Origin of the sequence: Clostridium cylindrosporum DSM 605 (assembly GCF_001047375.1) — a bacterium.
Taxonomy (GTDB): domain Bacteria; phylum Bacillota; class Clostridia; order Clostridiales; family Caloramatoraceae; genus Clostridium_AB; species Clostridium_AB cylindrosporum.
This window is the reverse complement of record NZ_LFVU01000006.1, coordinates 80,978-102,674: the sequence shown is the minus strand read 5'-3', so window position 1 is coordinate 102,674 and position 21,697 is coordinate 80,978. Positions and strand designations below refer to the sequence as shown.

At 31.0% G+C, this 21,697-nt stretch carries 18 protein-coding genes and 2 pseudogenes; 17 read left to right on the top strand and 3 right to left on the bottom strand.

Features of this window, described 5'->3' with window-relative positions:
- The first annotated feature begins 1 nt into the window (after position 1).
- Both pheT and CLCY_RS13305 read left to right on the top strand, forming a co-directional pair.
- Positions 2 to 2,368 (top strand): phenylalanine--tRNA ligase subunit beta, encoded by a 2,367-nt coding sequence (gene pheT / locus CLCY_RS04055; protein ID WP_048569863.1) that lies wholly within the window; start codon positions 2 to 4, stop codon positions 2,366 to 2,368.
- Positions 2,369 to 2,462: 94 nt separating this feature from the next.
- Positions 2,463 to 3,074 carry a cell division protein ZapA gene (locus CLCY_RS13305; protein ID WP_053083255.1) on the top strand — a complete coding sequence of 204 codons (612 nt, stop codon included), beginning with the start codon at positions 2,463 to 2,465 and terminating at the stop codon, positions 3,072 to 3,074.
- Positions 3,075 to 3,138: 64 nt separating this feature from the next.
- Here the strand turns inward: CLCY_RS13305 and CLCY_RS04045 are convergent, their stop codons facing one another.
- Together CLCY_RS04045 and argB are read right to left on the bottom strand one after the other, a co-directional pair.
- Positions 3,139 to 4,293 (bottom strand): aspartate aminotransferase family protein, encoded by a 1,155-nt coding sequence (locus CLCY_RS04045; protein WP_048569862.1) that lies wholly within the window; start codon positions 4,291 to 4,293, stop codon positions 3,139 to 3,141.
- A gap of 2 nt (positions 4,294 to 4,295) precedes the next feature.
- Positions 4,296 to 5,162 (bottom strand): acetylglutamate kinase, encoded by an 867-nt coding sequence (gene argB, locus CLCY_RS04040; protein WP_048569861.1) that lies wholly within the window; start codon positions 5,160 to 5,162, stop codon positions 4,296 to 4,298.
- Between the two features lie 161 nt (positions 5,163 to 5,323).
- Between argB and argC the strand changes: the two genes are divergently transcribed.
- The 3 genes from argC to CLCY_RS04025 all read left to right on the top strand — a co-directional run bounded on the left by argC (position 5,324) and on the right by CLCY_RS04025 (position 8,275).
- Positions 5,324 to 6,361, top strand: a complete 1,038-nt coding sequence (argC, locus tag CLCY_RS04035) for an N-acetyl-gamma-glutamyl-phosphate reductase (RefSeq protein WP_048569860.1) — start codon at positions 5,324 to 5,326, stop codon at positions 6,359 to 6,361.
- Positions 6,362 to 6,376: 15 nt separating this feature from the next.
- Positions 6,377 to 7,597 (top strand): bifunctional glutamate N-acetyltransferase/amino-acid acetyltransferase ArgJ, encoded by a 1,221-nt coding sequence (gene argJ / locus CLCY_RS04030; protein ID WP_048569859.1) that lies wholly within the window; start codon positions 6,377 to 6,379, stop codon positions 7,595 to 7,597.
- A 108-nt stretch (positions 7,598 to 7,705) separates the two neighbouring features.
- The gene (locus CLCY_RS04025) at positions 7,706 to 8,275 is read left to right on the top strand and encodes a DUF3994 domain-containing protein (protein ID WP_048569858.1); all 570 of its coding nucleotides are present in this window, start codon (positions 7,706 to 7,708) and stop codon (positions 8,273 to 8,275) included.
- Between the two features lie 55 nt (positions 8,276 to 8,330).
- On the opposite strand, the gene CLCY_RS04020 is transcribed toward CLCY_RS04025, so the two are convergent.
- Positions 8,331 to 9,686 (bottom strand): sodium-dependent transporter, encoded by a 1,356-nt coding sequence (locus CLCY_RS04020; protein ID WP_048569857.1) that lies wholly within the window; start codon positions 9,684 to 9,686, stop codon positions 8,331 to 8,333.
- Positions 9,687 to 10,242: 556 nt separating this feature from the next.
- Between CLCY_RS04020 and CLCY_RS04015 the strand changes: the two genes are divergently transcribed.
- The 12 genes and pseudogenes from CLCY_RS04015 (at position 10,243) to tnpA (ending at position 21,609) form a co-directional block, all read left to right on the top strand.
- Positions 10,243 to 12,672 carry a U32 family peptidase gene (locus CLCY_RS04015; RefSeq protein ID WP_048569856.1) on the top strand — a complete coding sequence of 810 codons (2,430 nt, stop codon included), beginning with the start codon at positions 10,243 to 10,245 and terminating at the stop codon, positions 12,670 to 12,672.
- 48 nt (positions 12,673 to 12,720) lie between these two features.
- Positions 12,721 to 15,090, top strand: a complete 2,370-nt coding sequence (locus CLCY_RS04010; RefSeq protein WP_048569855.1) for an endonuclease MutS2 — start codon at positions 12,721 to 12,723, stop codon at positions 15,088 to 15,090.
- Positions 15,091 to 15,180: 90 nt separating this feature from the next.
- Positions 15,181 to 15,372, top strand: a complete 192-nt coding sequence (locus CLCY_RS04005) for a hypothetical protein (protein ID WP_048569854.1) — start codon at positions 15,181 to 15,183, stop codon at positions 15,370 to 15,372.
- Between the two features lie 208 nt (positions 15,373 to 15,580).
- A complete protein-coding gene (locus tag CLCY_RS04000) occupies positions 15,581 to 16,006 on the top strand; it encodes a hypothetical protein (RefSeq protein ID WP_048569853.1) in 426 nt (141 codons plus the stop codon).
- A 56-nt stretch (positions 16,007 to 16,062) separates the two neighbouring features.
- Entirely contained in the window at positions 16,063 to 17,067 is a 1,005-nt protein-coding gene (locus CLCY_RS03995) for a type II toxin-antitoxin system antitoxin SocA domain-containing protein (protein ID WP_048569852.1), read from the top strand.
- A gap of 230 nt (positions 17,068 to 17,297) precedes the next feature.
- Positions 17,298 to 18,686: a hypothetical protein gene (locus CLCY_RS03990; protein WP_048569851.1), complete on the top strand. Its 1,389-nt coding sequence runs from the start codon at positions 17,298 to 17,300 to the stop codon at positions 18,684 to 18,686.
- A gap of 10 nt (positions 18,687 to 18,696) precedes the next feature.
- Complete coding sequence (locus CLCY_RS03985) at positions 18,697 to 19,959, top strand: hypothetical protein (protein WP_048569850.1); 1,263 nt, start codon at positions 18,697 to 18,699, stop codon at positions 19,957 to 19,959.
- A 98-nt stretch (positions 19,960 to 20,057) separates the two neighbouring features.
- Positions 20,058 to 20,243: pseudogene (locus tag CLCY_RS13595) on the top strand (hypothetical protein); the annotation flags it as partial.
- Positions 20,244 to 20,247: 4 nt separating this feature from the next.
- A complete protein-coding gene (locus CLCY_RS03980) occupies positions 20,248 to 20,535 on the top strand; it encodes a MutS2/Smr-associated SH3 domain-containing protein (RefSeq protein ID WP_048569849.1) in 288 nt (95 codons plus the stop codon).
- Positions 20,536 to 20,540: 5 nt separating this feature from the next.
- Complete coding sequence (locus CLCY_RS03975; protein WP_048569848.1) at positions 20,541 to 20,810, top strand: Smr/MutS family protein; 270 nt, start codon at positions 20,541 to 20,543, stop codon at positions 20,808 to 20,810.
- Positions 20,811 to 20,844: 34 nt separating this feature from the next.
- Positions 20,845 to 21,003 (top strand): hypothetical protein, encoded by a 159-nt coding sequence (locus CLCY_RS13735; RefSeq protein WP_161797102.1) that lies wholly within the window; start codon positions 20,845 to 20,847, stop codon positions 21,001 to 21,003.
- 250 nt (positions 21,004 to 21,253) lie between these two features.
- Positions 21,254 to 21,609: pseudogene (tnpA, locus tag CLCY_RS03970) on the top strand (IS200/IS605 family transposase).
- Positions 21,610 to 21,697 lie beyond the last annotated feature (88 nt).

Below are 21,697 nucleotides of genomic sequence, written 5' to 3'. Positions count from 1 at the left end.
TATGAAAGTTCCATATAAATGGATGTTAGAGTATGTAGATTTAGATGAAAATATAAATGATGTAGCAGATGCATTAACACTGTCAGGTTCTAAGGCAGAAGAGGTTATAGAAACAGGTAAAGAAATTTCTAATGTTATAACAGGTAAAATAGAAAAGATAGATGTACATCCAGATGCTGAAAAGCTAATTGTATGTCAAATAAATGTAGGACTAGATGAAAATATTCAAATAGTAACAGGAGCTAAAAATGTAAGCGAAGGAGATATAGTTCCAGTTGCTATGCATAAGTCAACTCTTCCAGGGGGAGTTAGCATAAAGAAGGGGAAACTTCGTGGAGTTGAATCAAATGGTATGCTTTGTTCTGAAGAGGAGTTAGCTATACCTGTAGATGAGCCAGTTCATGGAATAATGATACTAGATAAGGATACACCAATAGGAGCTGATATAAAGGAAGTTCTTGGTCTAAATGGTGGAATTATAGACTTTGAGATAACATCTAATAGATCAGATTGCTTTGGAGTATATGGTATTGCCAGGGAAGCCGCAGCTACATTTGGGAAGCCTTTAAAAGAGCTTGATCTTAGCTACAAAGAAGATAAGGATACTATAAAGCATTACCTTGATGTTAAAGTATCAGATTCTTTATGTAGAAGATACATGGCTAAGATGGTTAAAAACGTAAAGGTTGGACCATCACCTGCATGGTTAAAGGCAAATCTTGAGGAAGCAGGAGTTAGATCAATTAATAATATAGTAGATATTACAAACTATGTTATGATAGAACTTGGTCAACCTATGCATGCATTTGATTATAACTTTATTAGTGATAGCAAAATTGAAGTTAGAAGAGCTAATGATGCTGAGAAATTTACAACACTTGATGAAGTAGAAAGAACACTAGATTCATCAATGCTTGTTATAGCAGATGGAGAAAAAAGCGTTGCAATAGCAGGTGTTATGGGAGGAATGAACTCAGAGGTTACAGAGGCGACTCAGGTTATAGTACTTGAAAGTGCTAACTTTGATGGAACAAATGTTAGACTTACATCAAAGAAGCTTGCATTAAGAACAGATGCATCAGGTAAATTTGAAAAGGATCTTGATCCAAATCTTTGTGAAATTGCTATTAATAGAGCTTGCCATCTTATAGAATTAATTGGTGCTGGTGAAGTTATTAGTGATGTTATAGATGTATATGGAACTAAAACTGATGATGTAAACCTTGAGGTTACTCCAAAGTGGATAAATGGATTCCTTGGAACAGATATAAGTGTAGAAAGAATGAAGGAAATACTTGTAAGTCTTGGAATGGAAGTAGATGGAGAAGAAGTTCTAAATATAAAGGTACCTTCATTTAGACAAGATATTAGAATAAGAGAAGATGTAGCTGAAGAAATAGTTAGAATATATGGATATGATAAAATACCTTCAGTTAAAATCAAAGGTGAAGCAGTAGAAGCTGCATGGACAATAGAGCAAAAATTAACTAAGTTAGTTAAGGAAACAATGATTGCATCTGGATTCTATGAAGCATTAACATATTCATTTATAGCACCTAAGGTATTTGACTCTATAAATGTAGAAAAAGATAGTTCACTTAGAAACTGTGTTAAGATAAGCAACCCTCTAGGGGAAGACTTTAGTTTAATGAGAACAACAACAATGCCAAGTATGCTAGATTCCTTATCAAGAAACTATGCAAGAGATAATAAGGAGGCATTATTATTCGAAGTATCAAAGGTATATATACCAAGTGAGGATACTCTACCAGAAGAAAAGTTAAAGCTTACTATTGGTATGTATGGAGATGTAGACTTCTATGAATTAAAGGGAGTAGTTGAGGTTCTACTTGAAAAGCTTTCAGTTCCTAAGTTTGCATTCGAAAGAGAAAGCAGTAATCCATCATTCCATCCAGGAAAAACAGCAAACCTTCTAGTTAGAAATAAACCTGTTGGAACATTTGGTGAACTTCATCCAGATGTGCTTGAAAACTACGGATTTGAAAATAGAGTATTCTTTGCAGAGCTTGATTTAGAAAGTATTTTTGAAGCATCAAAGATGGATAAAAAGTATAAGGCGCTTCCAAAATTCCCAGCGGTAACAAGAGATATCGCTATGCTTGTTAATGAAGATGTAACTGTTGGTGAGATTGAAGCTATAATTAAGAAAAATGGGAAAGCTATACTAGAAGAAGTTAAGCTATTTGATGTTTATAGAGGAGCTCAAATTCCAGGTGGTAAGAAGAGTGTTGCATATGCTCTTGTATATAGAGGAGAGAATAAGACTCTAAAGGATGAAGAAGTTAATAAAGTTCATGATGGTGTAGTAAAAGCTTTATCAGAAAAGTTATCAGCGGAATTAAGATAGGATAAACTTAGAATTTTAAAAGGAGTTTGTTATATTTTTGTAGAATAACTACATGAAAATAACTTCTTAAACAAATTTGAAAGGGTGTCTTAGTATGACTAAGGAAAAAGTGGTAGTTAAAATCAATGGTGCAGAGTACACACTAAGGGGGGACGGCTCTGAGGCATATTTATATTCTATTGCAAGTTATGTAGATAGAATGTTAAAGGATATTCTTCAGGGTAATCCAATGCATAGTAATACATCTGCCGCTGTACTTACAGCACTAACAATTGCAGACGAATTGTTTATAGCAAAACAGAAACTACATGATTTAGAAAAAGAAATCAATATACCAAGGGAAAGAGAAGTTCAGATAAAGGCTAATTATGATAAGTTAAAAGAGGCTTATGAGTGTTTAAGTAAGGAATATGAGCAGTATAAAAATGAAAGTTCAGATTCATCATTAAACTTAAAAGGTTTAGAAGACACTAACAGTAAGCTAAGTCATGAATTAGAAATTAAGATAAAAGAATCTAAGCGTTTAGAGGAAGAATTAAATAAAGTAAAGCTAAATCTAAAAGAGTCAGATGAAATTAACAAGGTGTTAATTAAGAAAAATGAGAGTATTAAAACTCAAGCAATGGAAGCTCTTATAGAAGCTACTACTTTAAAGAAGGAAATTAAAGAATTTAAAGAGGCAAGAATAAATAGTAAAACTGTTTAACTTGCACTTGACGCCCTTGTAAAAAAGACTGCTAACTAGAAAGTTAGCAGTCTTTTAATTATATTTATAAACATTTTTCAAGAATACTTAATGCTTCATCAATTTCTTCATAGGTTACATTTAGAGGAGGTAAAAGTCTAACAACAGTAGAGCCTGCACCAACTAAAAGTAATTTATTTTCAAGTGCCTTTGAAACAACATCAGATGGATTTTCAACTTCTATTCCTATTAAAAGTCCCATTCCCTTAATATCTTTAATAGCAGAATTATTTTCCTTAATCTTGTTAAGCTTATCTACTATATAGTTAGCTTTTTCATTGACTTCTTTAATGATATTTTTATCTAATATCTCGTTAATAATAGCCATTGAAACTGCGCACGCTAGTGGATTTCCTCCAAATGTGCTTCCATGATCACCTGGTTCTAATTTTTCTGCAACCTTACTACTAACTACTGTAGCGCCGATTGGGAAACCTCCACCAAGTCCCTTAGCAAGACATAGAATATCAGGTGTAATTCCAAAGCTTTCAAATGTAAAGAAAGTACCTGTTCTTGCAATTCCACATTGAACCTCATCAAATATTAATAGTGCGTTGTATTTATCGCATAGAGTTTTAACTTCTAATAAGAAATCCTTATCTATGGATATAATTCCACCTTCACCTTGAATTGGCTCAAGAATAACAGCACATGTATCTTCATTTATCTTATTTTTTATATCTTCGATATTATTAAATTCTGACTCTATAACTCCTCCTATAAGTGGAGCAAATGCTTCTTGGTATTTTCCTTGGCCTGTTACAGAAAGAGCTCCCATAGTTCTACCATGGAATGAATTTTTCATAAATACAATATTACTCTTTGAATTGTTTCCAAAGGACTTCCCATATTTTCTTGCGAACTTTAAAGCTGCTTCAATTGATTCTGTACCACTGTTGCAAAAGAATACAGATGAAAGTGAAGAAAGTTCAGTAAGCTTTCTAGCAAGGTCTGTTTGAACATCACTCCAATATAGGTTTGATATGTGAACTAACTTCTCAGCTTGAGCAGTTAATGCATTTTTTATAATATCAGATGAATGTCCAAGACAATTAACAGCTATACCTGAAACAAAGTCTAAATATTTTTCTCCTTTATCAGTGTATAGGTAAGGTCCTTTACCTGAAACAAAAGTTAAGTCAAATCTTTTATAATTATTAGTTAATAAACCGTTTTCCATTATTAGTTACCTCCCTTTATAGATGTAGAAGTATAGCCTTCACCAAAAGCATCTGTTAATAGTGAATGTTCACGTCTTCCGTCTACTAAGTGAACAGTGTTCGTTCCGTTTTCGATAGCAGCTATACAACATTCCATCTTAGGAATCATTCCCCCTTGAATAACTCCACTTTTTATATAATCCTTTATTTCACTTGTTGTAATTTCCTTAATAAGTGATGATTTATCATTTATATCAAGATAAACCCCTTCAATATCAGTCATAAGAACTAATTTTTCAGCCTTTAACGCTGAACTTACAGCCCCTGCAACATAATCCGCATTTATATTATATATGTTACCCTCATTATCAACACCAATTGGTGCAATAACAGGAATAATGTCTTTATCTATAAGCATATTTAAAAATTCAGTGTTAACAGATTCAACTTCACCTACTAGACCAAGATCAATTTTTTCTCCATTAACATATGAGTATTTTTTCTTTGCCTTAAGAAGAGAACAGTCACGTCCTGAAACTCCTAAGGCGTTTAATGAGTAGCTAGATAGTGTACCAGAAAGTTCTTTATTAACACTTCCACAAAGAGTCATTTCAACAATTTCCATAGTATGTCCATCTGTTACCCTTTGTCCGTTTATAAATTCAGTTGTACATCCAATTTTATCAAGCATATTTGATATGTTAGGACCTCCACCGTGTACAATAACTATATTTACACCATTTTTCTTTAGGTAAGCAACATCTTTGAAAAATGCATCTTTGCCTTCTTCAGACCTCATGATGCTACCTCCGAATTTAATAACTATTGTATTTCCTTTGTATTTATTTATATTTGATGTATTAAAATCAAAGTTTAATGCATTTTCCATGATATAACCTCCATATCCAAAAATAACTATTACAGTCTTATACAAATAATTATAAATGATATATTATAATTATACAAGGAGTAAATTAAATATTTATAAATAATTATTGAATATTTATTCTATGTAGCATATAATGGTATTAATAATATGGGGGTGTTAATATGATAAAAGTAGGTATCGTAGGAGCTACAGGTTATGCGGGTCAACAGCTTTATTATATATTAAATAATCACAAGAATGTAGAAGTGAAGTATATATCTGCACATAGTAGTGTAGGTGTTTGTATAAGTGAATTGTATGGTAATTACAGTAATATTATTCAACAAAAATGCATAGGAATGGAGGGGGCAATAGAAAAACTTGATGAAATTGATGTTGTATTTCTAGCACTTCCACATGGTACTGCATTTGATTTAGTAGAAAAGGCATATAAAAAAGGTGTAAAGGTAATAGATCTTGGTGCTGACTATAGAATAGATGATGCTAAAAGTTATGAAACTTGGTATAATGTTGAACATAAAAACCCAGAATTAATAGAAGAAGCTGTTTATGGACTTTGTGAAATTAATAGGGATAAAATTAAAGACTCAAGTATAATTGCGAACCCAGGATGTTATACAACAGCAAGTATACTTGCAATGTATCCACTTATAAAGCATGGAATAGTAGATGAGAAAAAGGTAATAATAGATGCGGCTTCAGGTACAAGTGGTGCAGGAAGAAGTGGAAAGATAGATAATCTTTTCTGTGAAGTTAATGAAAACTATAAGGCATATGGAGTAACGAATCACAGACATACTCCTGAAATTGAACAGGAACTTACAAAGGCATGTGGTAGTGAAGTATTAATATCATTTACTCCTCACCTAGTACCTATGAATAGAGGTATACTTGCTACTTGTTATGGTTTCTTAAAGAAAGATGTAACACATGAAGAAATTAAAGCTATATATGAAGAAGAATATGGTAATGAAAGATTTATAAGATTACTTGATACTTTCCCACAAACAAGATGGGTACGTGGAACTAATCTATGCGATATATCATTTAAAATAGATGAAAGAACTGGAAGAATAGTTGTTATATCAGCTATAGATAATCTGGTTAAAGGTGCAGCAGGTCAGGCTGTGCAAAATATGAATATAATTTTTGGACTTGATGAAGCAGAAGGTATAGATAATTTAGCTATGGCACCTTAGTAGGAGGAAGGATTTATGAAAATTTTAGAAGGAAAAACAATAACAGATGTTAAAGGGTTTTTAGCCAACGGAATATACAGTGGCGTAAAAAGAAGTAAAAAACTTGATCTATGCATGATTTACAGTGAATATAAGGCAAAGGCATCAGGAACATTTACTCAAAACAAAGCAAAGGCAGCTCCTGTAACATTGAATCAACAAAACATTGATAATGAAAACATTCAAGCAATAGTTGTTAACAGTGGAAATGCCAACGCTTGTACAGGTGAAAATGGATATAATGATGCGGTTAAAATGACTGAAAAAGTTGCAGAGTGCCTAAATCTTAAGAAAGAGGAAGTTCTTGTTGCATCAACAGGAATAATAGGGGTACCTCTTGAAATGGATAAGATTCTACCAGGGATTGAAGAATCTTCAAAGATTCTATCAGCTGATGGTGGAGAAAATGCTGCAAAGGCAATTCTTACAACGGATACATTTTCTAAGGAAATAGCAGTAGAATTTACTGTAGGTGGTAAGGTAGCTAGAATTGCAGGAATGGCTAAGGGGTCAGGAATGATACATCCGAATATGGCAACAATGCTTGCATTTATAACAACAGATGTTAACATTTCAAAGAACCTATTAGACAAGGCTTTTAAGGAAAGTGTTGCCTCAACCTATAATATGGTTTCAGTAGATGGAGACACTAGTACAAATGACATGTCTATAATACTAGCCAATGGGGCATGTGAAAATGAAGAAATCATAAGTGAAGAAAGTGCTGATTATATAGAGTTTAAGAAAGCTATTGAATTTGTAAATGAAACACTTGCAAAGCTTATAGCAAAAGATGGAGAAGGCGCTACAAAGCTTTTAGAAGTTAAAATTAAGGAAGCATTAACTCTAGAAGATGCTAGAAAATGTGCAAAGTCAGTTGTTTCATCTAATCTATTTAAATGTGCTTTATTTGGAAATGATGCAAACTGGGGTAGAATAGTTTGTGCACTAGGGTACTCAGATGCTAACATAGATATGGACATAATAGATGTATTCCTTAGAAATGAATCAGAAAGTATTCAGATTGTAAAAAAAGGTGTAGGCATTAATTTTGATGAAGATGCAGCTGAAAAGCTTCTTGATAGCAAAACAGTTTCAGTAGTAGTAAACCTTAAGCAAGGTGCATATGAAGCTACAGCTTGGGGATGCGATTTAAGCTTTGAGTATGTGAGAATCAATGGGTGCTACAGAACATAATTAATGTTTTGTATAATTTCATATAGAATGGAAATAGTAAGTAAAGAGTATTTATTAGATGCTCTTTACTTTTTTTATTTTAAATTAAATTTTAAAGGAGAGATAAAAGTGGCAAAAGTATTTAAAAAATTATCAGTTGCACTTGTAGGAATAATATCAGCTAGTATGATATTAGCTTCTTGTACAACAGCTGAAAAAATTAAAAATGATGTTAATCAAGGGACTAATGACGTTAAACAAGGTGCAGTAAAAGGCGTTCAAGATGTAAAAGAAGGAAGTAAAAAGGTAGGGGAAGGTGCTAAGGATATCGGTGAAGATGTAGTAGATAAGATAAAGAATGCTAAGGCATTTCTAATTGGTAGTTGGACTGGAAAAGAAGATAGTGGAGATCACTATAAAATCTCACTATATGCTGATTCTACATATGAAGTAGTAGAAAATAATGCTAAAGGTGAAGAAAAAGCTGTTTATTCAGGAAAGTATACAGTTGATAATAGTAAGATAACTCTTAATCAAGAAAAGAAAAGAGAAAAAGGAAAAGTAGTAGAAGATAAGAAAGTTAAGAAATTGACTTATAACATAGTAGATAATAAGGTGCTAAAAATTAAAGATGAAAGCAAAAAGTCAGAAATAAGCCTTAATAGAGAAAGTAATCTATTTGATAAGATAATTAAGTAGATAGAAAAGCTACCTATACCAGAATATAAATTCTAGTAAGGGTAGCTTTTGTTATTTATTTCTTAAGGAAGTTAAATGCTCCTAAACTATCTAAGAAAACAATTATTATAGCAATTGGTGCAATATACTTTATAATTATATACCAAGTATTAAATAGCCATTTTTTAATAGGTTTCGGATTTGATAGCTCTGAAAAAAGCTCTTCTTTTTTCATTTTTAGTGGTAAGAATATAGATATAAGTAATGCTCCGAGCGGCATTAAAAAATTACTTACCATAAAGTCAGCTAAATCAAAAAAGGTTTTCCCTAATATAGTAAAATCACTTAATGCTCCAAATGAAAGTGCAGATGGTATACCAAATGCAAATATACTAAGACCTATTATCCATGACCATTTATTTCTTTTAGTATTATCTCCCTTAGTTATTGAATTAACAATAATTTCAAGCATTGAAAATGATGACGTAAGTGCTGCAAATAAAAATAATACAAGAAAAGCTATAAAAAATAATGTACCAAATGGTATTCTACTAAATACATTTGGAAGAACATTAAATAGTAGTGCAGGTCCCTGATCAGGTTTTAGTCCAAATGAAAATACACCAGGGAAAATAGCAAGTCCAGAAAGAATTATAATAAATAAGTTCATAGAAACTATTGAAATAGCAGAACTATTTATGTTTGTATTCTTAGGTAAGTATGCACTATAAGTTACCATACCTGAAACCCCAAGACTTAAGGTGAAAAAGGCCTGACCTAGTGCAAATAATATAGATTGAGATGTTATCTTAGTAAAGTCAGGTTTAAATAAAAACTCAACTCCAGCATAAGCATTCTCTAGACTTAATGAGCGAGCTATAATAATAATAAATATTACAAATAAAGCTGGCATCATAATTTTACTTGCTCTTTCTATTCCAGATTGAACCCCTTTAGATATAACAAGTATATTAAGTACTATAAACAGGAGATGGGCAATAATAGAAAGTAGGGGATCTCCTGAAACAGAGCCAAGTAATTCTCCATACCCTTGAGGCGAAAGATCAGTAAGACCACCTGTAATACCTTTAAATATATAAATAAGAATCCATCCACCTATAACACTGTAGAAAGATAGTAGTATAAAAACGGTTACATTACCAAGATAGCCTATAAGGTTCCACTTGGTACCAGGTGCGATTGTAGAATATGCTTCTATTGCATCTTTTCCTGTCTTACGTCCGATGATAAACTCCCCAAGTAGAAGAGGAAGTCCAAGTGAGATAGTGAATATAACAAACATAAAGAAAAATGCTCCTCCACCACTGATTCCAGCTATATAAGGGAATTTCCATATAGCTCCAAGTCCAATAGCGGAACCAGCTGCAGCTAGAATAAATCCAATTCTTGATGAGAATTGATTATCACTCATATTATAACCTCCGTTAATTATTATATTGTAAAAATGTGTCGCTTTATTATATCACAGTATAGAACTATATGAAATAATAAAATAGAAAATGCTTTCTGCTTGTTGTAGGTATGAGGTGTGCAGTAGTGGGGTTTAGGGTTGAAGCGACGAGAATTTCGAGAAGGACTTCTAATCCCCACAAATATATTAAGCCAAGTGCGACCTCTAAATCGCTACACTTGCCGAGGTCTTCTAAGTCTTAATATATTTGATTTGGATAAGAATTCCTAACTCTCATTGCTACTGCTTCAACCCTAAACCCCACTACTTGCATGAAACTATACTTAAATAATAAGATGGAAATATTTGGAGAGTATGTATACTTTATAAATTTTTATACTTTTATACGGACACTACTTTTTTAATAGTAAACTTTATTATTACCTAAAATTTATATATTTATATACAAAATAGTTTTTTTCAACTACTGCATAGCACATACTTCATCTAAATAGTTGTGTAGAATTAAGATTATTGTATATAATTAAATTAAGACTAAGGAAGAGGAGAAATAATTATGTCAGAGATATTAGCTCCTGCTGGAAATTTTGAATGTTTAAAGGCAGCTGTACTTAATGGTGCAGATGCAGTATATGTAGGTGGTAGTGAGTTTTCAGCAAGAAAGTACGCAAGTAACTTCTCTAGGGAAGAAATGATAGAAGCAGTTAGATATTGTCATTCATATAACGTTAAGCTTTATGTAACTATGAATACATTATTAAGTAATAAAGAGATTCAAGGCGCACTTGAATACGCTGCCTTTTTATATGAGGTAGGGGTAGACGCTATTATAGTTCAGGATATAGGATTTTTAAAGCTTTTAAGAGATAAGCTACCAGAGCTTGAGGTACATGGAAGTACACAAATGACTGTTCATAATTTAGAGGGAGTTAACCTTCTATATAATATGGGAGTAAAAAGGGTAGTGCTTTCACGTGAGCTTTCAATAGAGGAAATCAAATATATAAAGGAAAATACAAAAGCTGAGATTGAGGTTTTTGTTCATGGTGCTCTTTGTATATGCTTCTCTGGTCAATGTTTGTTTAGTAGCATGATAGGTGGAAGAAGTGGAAATCGTGGAACCTGTGCACAAAGTTGTAGAATGGAATATAGCTTAGATGGTGGGAAGAAGAGTCATATCTTAAGTCCTAAGGATTTATCTACATTAGAATATATAGAAAAGTTAGTAGAAATAGGTGTTGATTCCCTGAAGATTGAAGGAAGAATGAAGCGCTTCGAGTATGTCGCAACAGTTGTATCATCATATAAGAAAGCTATAGAAGGAAGAAGAGAATCAAAGGATATAAAAAATGTTACCCAGATATTCAATAGAGGAGGGTTCACATCAGCCTTTATGCATAAAAATGAAGGTAAGAATATGATGAGCTATGATAGACCAAAGAACTGGGGGACATATCTTGGTGATGTTATAGGTGCTAAGGGAAAGTTTTGTGATATACGTTTAGTTTCAGAATTAAATCTTGAAGATGGAGTTGAAGTCTTTGGTAAGGATAAAGGTGCAAAGGTTTCGAAGATAAAAAAAGGAAATATAGAGGTAGAATCTGCATCAAAGGGTGATATAGTCACAATATATCTTGAAGGTGCAAAGGCAGGAGATAAGATATACAAGTCTTCAGATATACTTCTTCTAAAGTCAGCAAAGGAAACAATAGATCCTAAATCATCTCCTAAAAGAGGAATAAGAGGAGAGTTTATAGCAAAGATTGGAGAAGAGCCAATACTGACAGTTAGAATAGATTCAGGTAATGTATATAAAGAAGGTAAGATTTTCAGAAAGTCATTAGAAAACTTTGAAGAAATTCTTGTCAATGTTACTTCAGATATAAGTGAGAGAGCAATAAATAAGCCAACTACAAAGGAAAAGGTAGAAGAGTCATTAAGAAAACTTGGAGATACACCATTTGAGTTTGAATCCTTAAATGTAGACATTGAAGAGGGAATAATAATACCTGTATCAAGGCTAAATGCTATGAGAAGAGAAGTTATAGATTCTCTAATTGACAAACTTCAAGGTAAAAAGGAAAAGTTAGGTGTTAATATAGAATATAATAAAAAGCCTTCTAGTGATAACAAAAGGCTTGTAGTATGTACGACTGATATAAAATCTGCGAAGGAAGCTCATAATGAAGGAGTAGATTTGGTATTTTATGGAGGGGAAAATCTAAGATTTAATCCTACAAAGATAAGAGAAATAGCAAAACTTAATAATGAGGGAATAAAGATATATCCATGGTTTAGTGAAATTGTTTTAGAAGAACTGGATAAGGTTAAGGAAGATATAGCCTATCTTAAAGAAAATGGAGTAGATAAGGCACTATGTTCTAACCTTGGAGTTTATAGTATATTAAAGGAAAGTGGATATGATGTATTCTTAGATAAGGGATTCAACGTGTTTAATTCCAAGGCATGCGAAACCTTTGAAAGTGAAGGAGTTCTTCTTTCACCTGAACTAAATGTAAAACAGCTAAGAGATACAGTAAGTAAAACAGAGATTAAAACAATGATTCATATTCATGGAAGGCAAAAACTTATGGTTAGTAGACATTGTCCTGTAGGAAGTTTCAAGGGAGATGGAACTAAGACCTGTAGTACTCTTTGTGAAAATAGGATTCATTACATGAAGGATAGAATGGGAGAAGACTTCCCTATATATACTGACCTATTATGTAGAAGTCATATATATAATTCAAAGACCCTTTGCACTATAGAATCATTAAGAGATATTATAAGCATTAATGTAGATTATCTTATGATTAGTTTTTTAGATGAAGATATAGAAGAAGTTAAGGCTACAATAAAGGCTTATAGAGATGCTATTGAAAGAGGACAAAATGGAGACTTTAGCATTTCAAAGTCTCAGGAAGAAGTAATTAGTAAACTTAATGGGAAAGCTACTAAAGGACATTTTTATAAAGGTGTTATATAGAGTAAAATATATTCAATTTAGTTTAATAGTATAAAATGAGGGGATTATATGAACGATAAGACGCTTAGAATTTTAGAATTTGAAAAAATTATAGATATGCTAAAAAGTAAAGCATCATCAAGTATAGGGAAAGTGACATGTGAAAGTCTTATGCCTTCCTTTAAACTTTATGATGTAAAGGAAAGACTTGAGGAAACTCGTGAGGCACTAGATATAGTTCTTCAGTGGGGTTCTCTTCCATTTGATGGAGTACGAAACATTGAAAGCTCAGTTAAAAGGGCAAAGCTTGGATTTGTTCTAACGCCATCTGAACTTTTAGATATTGCTGGATTACTTAGATGTACCAAATCCTTAAAGACATTTTTCGAAGATGGTTCAAAGAATGAGAGCTATCCTATTACATTTGAAATGGTAGACACACTTGTTTATATAAAGAACCTTCGTGAGAAGATAGAGGAAATAGTTATAGGAACAGATGAAGTTTCAGATAGAGCAAGTGATTTATTGTTCTCATTAAGAAGAAGTATAAGAGATAAGAATTCAAGAATTAAAGAAAAGCTTCAAGGAATGATATCTTCACATGGAAAGTATCTACAAGACCCGATAATAACAATTAGAGGAGATAGGTACGTAATACCTGTAAAGGCTGAGTGTAAAGGAAATGTTCCAGGACTTGTTCATGATCAATCATCATCAGGGTCGACTTTATTTATAGAGCCTATGGCAATAGTTGAGATGAATAACCAAATTAAAGAGCTTTCTCTAAAGGAAAAGGCAGAGGTAGAAAGAATACTTAATCAATTATCAAGAATAGTTGAGGAAAATGCAGATCACCTTCTTCATAATAATACAAACATAGGTTACCTTGACTTTATTATATCAAAGGGTAAGCTTGCACTTGATATGGGGGCAACTATTCCGATGGTTAATGATAAGGGAATCATTGATATTAAAGAAGGAAGACATCCACTAATCGATAGAGATAAGGTTGTTGCAAGTGATATTAGACTAGGTAAAGAGTTTAACTGTTTAGTTATAACTGGGCCGAATACAGGTGGTAAAACAGTTACACTTAAGACAACAGGGCTTTTAACTTTAATGGCAATGTCAGGACTTGCCGTGCCAGCAAATGATGGATCAACTCTTTCTATATTTAATAAGGTGTTTGCTGATATTGGAGACGAACAAAGTATTGAACAAAGTTTATCAACCTTTTCATCACATATGGTGAATATAGTAGACATAATTAATAATGTAGATTCATCATCATTAGTACTTGTTGATGAGCTTGGTGCAGGAACAGACCCAACTGAAGGGGCAACTCTTGCTATGGCAATCATGCAAAACCTATATGAAAAAGGTGCTAAGATTATAGCTACAACACACTATAGTGAAATAAAAGTTTTTGCTATGGAAAGAGCTGGATTTGAAAATGCAAGTGTTGAGTTTAATATAGAGACTTTAAGACCTACTTATAGATTACTTATAGGTATACCAGGTAAATCTAATGCATTTAATATTTCAAAAAGACTTGGACTTTCTGAAAATATAATTGAAGAAGCTAAATCAATGATATCCAAGGATGAAGCTAACTTTGAAGACGTTATCCAATCTCTTCAAGATAAAACAATTCAAGCTCAAAAGCAACTTTCAGAAGCAGAAGGGCTTCGAGAAGAAGTTAATAGACTAAAGAAAGAGCTTGCAATGAAGCAAGAAAAAATTGATGAGAAAAGAGATAAAATCCTAGAAAAGTCTAAAAAAGAAGCACAGGATATATTAAGAAATGCTAAAGAAGAAGCAGATAGAATTCTAAGAGAACTTAATGAAATCAGAAGTAACGCAAAATCAGCTTCAATGAAGGATGCTGAAAGAGCAAGAAGAGAACTTGGTTCTAAGCTTGATGAGGCATCAAAAAATAAAATAGGAACATCTACACTAAAGGTAGGCATGCAAGCAGTTAAAAGTGTAATGCTAGGTGATGAAGTATATGTATCAACTGTAGGACAAAAGGGAATTGTTATGAGTCTTCCTGATAGTAAGGGAATGATTCAAGTTCAAGTAGGTGTTATGAAAATGACAGTTGCTGTAAAGAACCTAGCAGTAGACACAGCGCCTAAGAAGCAAACGAAGAAAACAGGTGTAGCCAACATGGTAAAAACTAAGGCTAATAAGACTAACTCTTCAATCGATCTTAGAGGATACATGGTAGATGAGGCTATATATGAAATAGATAAATATCTTGATGATGCATTCCTTGCAGGATATGATGCAGTTCAGATTATTCATGGTAAAGGAACAGGTGCCCTTAGAAAAGGAGTTCAAGAACACCTAAAGAGACACCACTATGTAAAATCAATGAGAATAGGTGGTTTCGATGAAGGTGGAGCTGGAGTTACTGTTGTAGAGATTAAAAAATAAATAAAAGATTAATACTAAAGGTTAAGATAGGCTTTTTAAGGGGCGAAATATCCTTAAAGCCTTATGTACCAATGAAAAGGAGTGATGTAAATGGATAAAAGTATAATAAACATAGTAGATGACATGATAAGCAAAATAGAAACAATTGAAAAGGATCTAGAAAACATAAAGAATAATGTAAAAGGTGAAGGTTCAGAAGTTCATAGTACGGTAAGTAGTATAGAAGAGAAGCTTAAGGAAATGGAAGAGCTTGTAAAGCTTATAGAAGAATCATCTAAGTAAAAAGTTAAGTTGTGTTATAAAGAAGATGCTATCTGTTTTGTACAGAAGGCATCTTTTTTAGTATGTTTTTTATATAGCTAGACTAGAAAGGGTATAATTAGTACTAAATTAAACTAAATTAAATGTATTAATTGATACAAATTTATTGCTATATAGGTATTGTTGTTGTATAATTTAGATATAATAGTACTAAAGGAGCGATTAAGATTTGGATTCTACTAATAAAGAAACAAAAAAATATACAAGTTTTACTCCAGAAGAAATTAAAGAATATATTGTTAATATTAGAAAATTGATTATAGAAGGCAAATACACAATATCTAAAAATCAAAATAGAAAAGAAAATGTTGATTTCATAGAGAATTACAAAATAGATAGTAAAAAAGAAAAAGGTATTTTACTTAATCTTGAATATGATGATTTTTGTTATGCTGTTGATAATGAAAAGGAAGAGTTCGCTCATGAGAAGTTATACATATTTTGTAAAGAGTGTGAGCTAGATAGTTGGGGTGAACTAGAATTAGTAGAAGTATATATTAAAATTAATATATCTGAAACAAGAAAAGGTAATGAGTTTATGATAGTTGTATCTTTTCATAAAAGGAATAAGCCAATTAAATATTTATTTAAATAATTGCTAATTAGCCTATATAATATTTTAAAGATATTTAATGATTAGGAGGTAATTTGATGTTAGGATTTTGTGAAAAATGCCACGATATGACAGAGTACTTTATTGAGGAAGTTGATAAAGAAAAATGCATAAAAGGTAAGAATATAAATTATAAAGGAAGAGAAGCTTATTGCAAGGGGTGCAGGGAAGAAATATTTGTGTCTGATATTAGAGATTATAATTTGCAGATGTTAGATGATGCTTATAGAAATCATGAAGGGTTAATTTTAATATCAGAAATAGAAGGTATATTAGAGAAGTATAGTATTGGGAAAAGACCACTATCATTATTATTAGGTTGGGGGGAAGGAACCCTAACTAGATATTTGAATGGAGATATACCAACAAAGCAATACTCGGATACATTAAAAAGAATTTTAGAAGATTCATCATATATGCTTAAAATATTGGAAGAAAATAAAGATAAAATAACTGAACGTGCGTATAACAATTGTAAAAAATCTATTGAATATAATGAAGAAGATCAAAGAGCAATTACAATGGTGTGTAATGATAAAATTGATAGTGTCATTAAATATATGCTACTTAAGTGTGAGGAAATAACTCCATTGGCTCTGCAAAAATTATTGTATTATTCTCAGGCATTTTATAAAATTTTTAACGGTGAGTATTTGTTTAACAATGATTGTGAAGCTTGGGTTCATGGTCCAGTATATAGGGATGTATATTTTAGATATAAAAATCATGGATATAATCCTATTGAAGAAAATATTGATTATGATGATATTGATTTAACTGAAATTGAAAAAGAAGTAATTAACAGTGTTATTAAAAGTTTTGGTTGCTATAGTGGAAAAATTTTAGAAAATATGACACATGTTGAAATGCCTTGGATAGTTACTAGAATAGGATTAGAGTCTAATGATTCTTCAGATAAAGTTATTACTAAGGAATTAATTGATAAATACTTTTATGAAATAAAATTAAAGTATAGTATGTTAAATATATATGATATTAAAGACTATAGTGAAAACCTTTTTGATAAAATAAATAATAGTTAGTAAGTTTTATATAATGATTCAATAAAAATTAGGCTTCTAAAAGTTTTTAGAGGCTTTATTTAAGTTGAATTAGTGAGATTTTTATTCTAAACAAGCTTCAAGCAGCTTAGTTTCTGAGTTAGAAAAATTTCCATTTTTGATTTTATTATAATGGCTATAAAAGATTTTTAATATATTAATTAATATATTAAAAATACTTTTATGGAATTTTATTTTAAGGGGGTAGTGTTTTGATTCAAAATATTGTAACATATGCAGGACAGATATTGATAACCATTTATCATAAAGGATTTGATAGTGATATTAGAAGCAGAAATATTAAAAAGATTAGGAAGATAGGTAAATATAATTTGATTTTTGAGGAAAAGGTAGTTCCTGATAATATAGTAGATACAGTAATAGGGTGGACGTGGAAATTTGAAGGTTTACTTCAAGTAGATGAGGATAAAAATCCATATAGTGGATCTGTTTGTGCATACATACAAGAATATGTTTATTTAAATAAACCAAATAAAATATTCAGTATAAAGGATGACAAATATTCACTTAAAATACCTATAGAACAATTTAAGGAAATTAATAAATTTGTGAAAAAATATACTGGACTTAACATCGAGAAGAATCCTATGTGTTATGGAAATATTTTGCTATATGACAGTCACATTGGATTATATCATGCAAAGCAAGAAGAAGGCATAGTGGTTAAGGAATTAAATTCTAACACTATAGTGATTGTCAAGTTTATAAAAGATAAAATGGTGGTTTCAACAAAAATAGTTAATGTAACTCAATATACAAAAGAATTAGAAATTATATCAGATAGAAAGTGGGATTGTCATGATATTGAGATTTATAAAGATAATGAATTAATATATATAAATAAGAATGTCTCATATATTAGAAGAATTCAATTAAATATGAATATTATTGGGCAAAGTAAAAAAGTAAAATTAAATAAGTTGCTTGAAGAGTTTGTTATAAAAGGTGAAAGTAGTGAGCAGGTTAGCATAATAGGAGATGAAATAGATGAATTGGAGAACTTATATATTAAATCAAATTATTCAATAGGAAATAGACTAAAACAGGAAATAGATGATAATATGGTTGTGTTTATAAGTCCAGGTGAGCTTAATAAAGCCATGAATATAATTACTAATGTTTTAGGGTCAGACTATGATGCTATATGGATCTTTGATCCTTATTTTACTGATAATCAAAAAATAACACATATAATGGATTGGATGCGGATTATTACGCATAGTAATATAAACTCTAAGAATATTAATATTGCTTTTTTCTGTAAAAATAAAGAGAAAGCTTATGGAGTTAAAGAAATGATTGAATTCATAAAAGAAGATTCAGTAATAATAGATGTTTTGAAGAAGAAGGAAAGTCTAGGAATTCATTTTTATCAGACGAAAGCTCCTATTCATGATAGATTTATTATAACAAGCAAGGGCGATGAGTATTCTGGAATTGCAATAGGAACCTCTTTTAATTCATTAGGAGAAAATCATTATTGTATTCATAAACTTACTCATATAGCATCAAAAAATATATGGAGTAATTTGAAGGTATGGTTAGAGGACGGAAATATTATAGATTCAGGGGAGATATAAGAGGGAGATTATGAATGCTAAGAATATAAGTCAGTTATCAGAAATTATTTTTGATAAGTGGAATAGAATAGATTCAAGAGAAAATATAAAGTTAAGAATAAATCGTATATTTGGTAGAAAGAAAATATCAACAATAGTAAAGGAATTAGAAAAGTATAAGATAAATATGTCTGATGACCAAAAAAGGGATTTTCCATTTAGTGTTTTAATTGTAGTTCTTGCTATAATCATAAGAAATTTAGATTGCATTGATGGATTACAAAGAGAATTAGAAATTAGAAGTCTTATTAACCCTCTATATGGGGGGATGTATAAGCTTCTTTGTGGCAATTCTCAAAAAATGTGCATTAATATTGAATGGAGCGAGAATAGTTATAAGAATAAATATGAATTTCTAAATAGATTCCATGAATTTAAGTATTGGGACTATATTGAGATTTTTCAAATTAGCATAATATTATTTAAGTCTGATAAAGAGAAATTTGAAAAGTTAGTAATGCAAGATAAAAACAAATTACTTTTACTAAATATGGTATCGGGTCATATGAATGTAGAACCTTCAGGAGAATTGATAGATTATTTATTAAATGATAAAGATGAATTGAATCAGAATATTGGATTTACTTTTTTAACTAGACATTTGGATTACTGTTTTAGTAGGATAGAACAATTTAATAACAGCAAAAAAATGGGTATAAGGTCATCAAAACAAGAAATCCAAGAAATAAAAAAGAATATAGAATCGTATATACAGTATTTAGAAGAAAAATTATTAAAATGTGATAAAAAAACAAAGGTATCACTGATAGTTAATTATATTTTAATAAATAATCGCTATCCAAAGGTTTTTGCATATTGGTTAATGGATGTTGAACTTCAAGGGGAATTTATAATTGAAATTAATAAAAGTAAGAAATTAAGAACGTTAAAAGAAATATATACATTACTATTTATTATATCTAAGACAAAAATAAGAGTATTAGATAGAAAAAAAGTATCTAGGGTTCAACTATATGAATCTATTAATAATGTTATAATTGGATTTATACAAGAAGGGAATGGAATATATAAGTGGGAAAGAGAAGAACAAGAAATCTTCTTGCTCATAGTTGGATTACTACCAGTAAGGCAGAAAAAGAAACTGAAAAATTTTCTTATTAAGAAAAGAGATAAATTGATGACTTCCAAAATAGATGAATTAATCCGTTTTAAAATTTATTTAGAAGATAAAAGAAAAAAGGATATAATTGATGGTATGTTAGCAGAAATTTAAATATTCAATGAAGTATTTAAAAAACATAGTAGCGTAAAGAAGGGTCTGATGTATAGTTAATAAATGTATATTATGCATCAGACTTTCTATCTTAATTAGTTACAATTAAGACAACAGGGATTTTAACATTAATGGCAATGTTAGGACTTGCAGTACCTGTAAATAATGGATTAACTCTTTCTATATTTAATAAAGTATTTGCTGATATTGGAGACGAACAAAGTATTGAACAAAGTTTATCAACCTTTTCATCACATATGGTGAATATAGTAGACAAAATCAGCTTCTATGAAGGATGCTGAAAGAGCAAGAAGAGAACTTGGTTCTAAGCTTGACGAGGCTTCAAAGAACAAAATAGGAACATCTACACTAAAGGTAGGGATGCAAGCAGTTAAAAGTGTAATGCTTGGTGATGAAGTATATGTATCAACTGTAGGACAAAAGGGAATTGTTATGAGTTTACCTGATAGTAAGGGAATGATTCAAGTTCAAGTAGGTGTTATGAAAATGACAGTTGCTGTAAAGAATCTAGAAGTAGACACAGCGACTAAGAAGCAAACTAAAAAACAGGTGTAGCCAATATGGTGAAAACTAAGGCTAATAAAACAAATTCTTCAATGGACCTTAGAGGATACATGGTAGATGAGGCTATATATGAAATAGATAAATATCTTGATGATGCATTCCTTGCGGGGTATGATGCAGTTCAGATAATACATGGTAAAGGAACAGGGGCCCTTAGAAAGGGAGTGCAAGAACACTTAAAGAGATACCACTATGTAAAATCAATGAGAAGAGGTGGTTTTGATGAAGGTGGAGCTGGAGTTACTGTTGTAGAGATAAAAAAATAAATATAAAATTAATACGAAAGTAGGAGGGATACAAATGGATAAAAGTATAATAAACATAGTAGATGACATGATAAGCAAAATAGAAACAATAGAAAAGGACCTAGAAAACATAAAGAATAATGTAAAAGGTGAGGATTCAGCAGTTCATAGCACAGTAAGTAGTATAGAAGAGAAGTTGAAGAAAATTGAATAAATTGCAAAGCTTATAGAAGAATCATCAAAGTAAAAAGTTTAGCTACTAATAAGGAAATTTATTAGTAGCCTTTTTGTCTTTAGAAAACCACCTGCTATGCAGGTGAGTTCTGAAAAGCTTAAGCGATGAACAAAAAAAGACCTTCATTTGTTAAAATAGATATTGGTTTCGCCGACCAAATCTAAACAAATGGAGGTATTAAATGAATAATAATAGTTTATAACATACAAAATGGAATTGTAAGTATCACATAGTGTTTGCTCCAAAGTATAGAAGGAAAGAAATATATGGACAAAAGAAAGTAGAAATAGGAAAAATACTTAGACAGTTATGCGAGTGGAAAAATGTAGAGATTATAGAAGCTACAGCGTGTATAGATCATATACATATGTTGGTAGCCATACCACCTAAAATGAGTGTATCAGGATTTGTAGGATTTTTAAAAGGGAAAAGTAGTTTGATGATATTTGAGAGATTTGCAAATCTAAAATATAAATATGGTAATAGACATTTTGGTGTAGGGGATTTTATGTTGATACAGTAGGAAGAAATAAAAAAGCAATAGAAGAATATATAAAGAATCAGCAAAATGAAGATATGATTTAAGATCAAATTAGTATAAAAGAATATACAGACGCTTTTAAGGGTAGCAAGTAACAATAGTTGTGCCTGAGGAAACAAAAAAGCGCCTTAA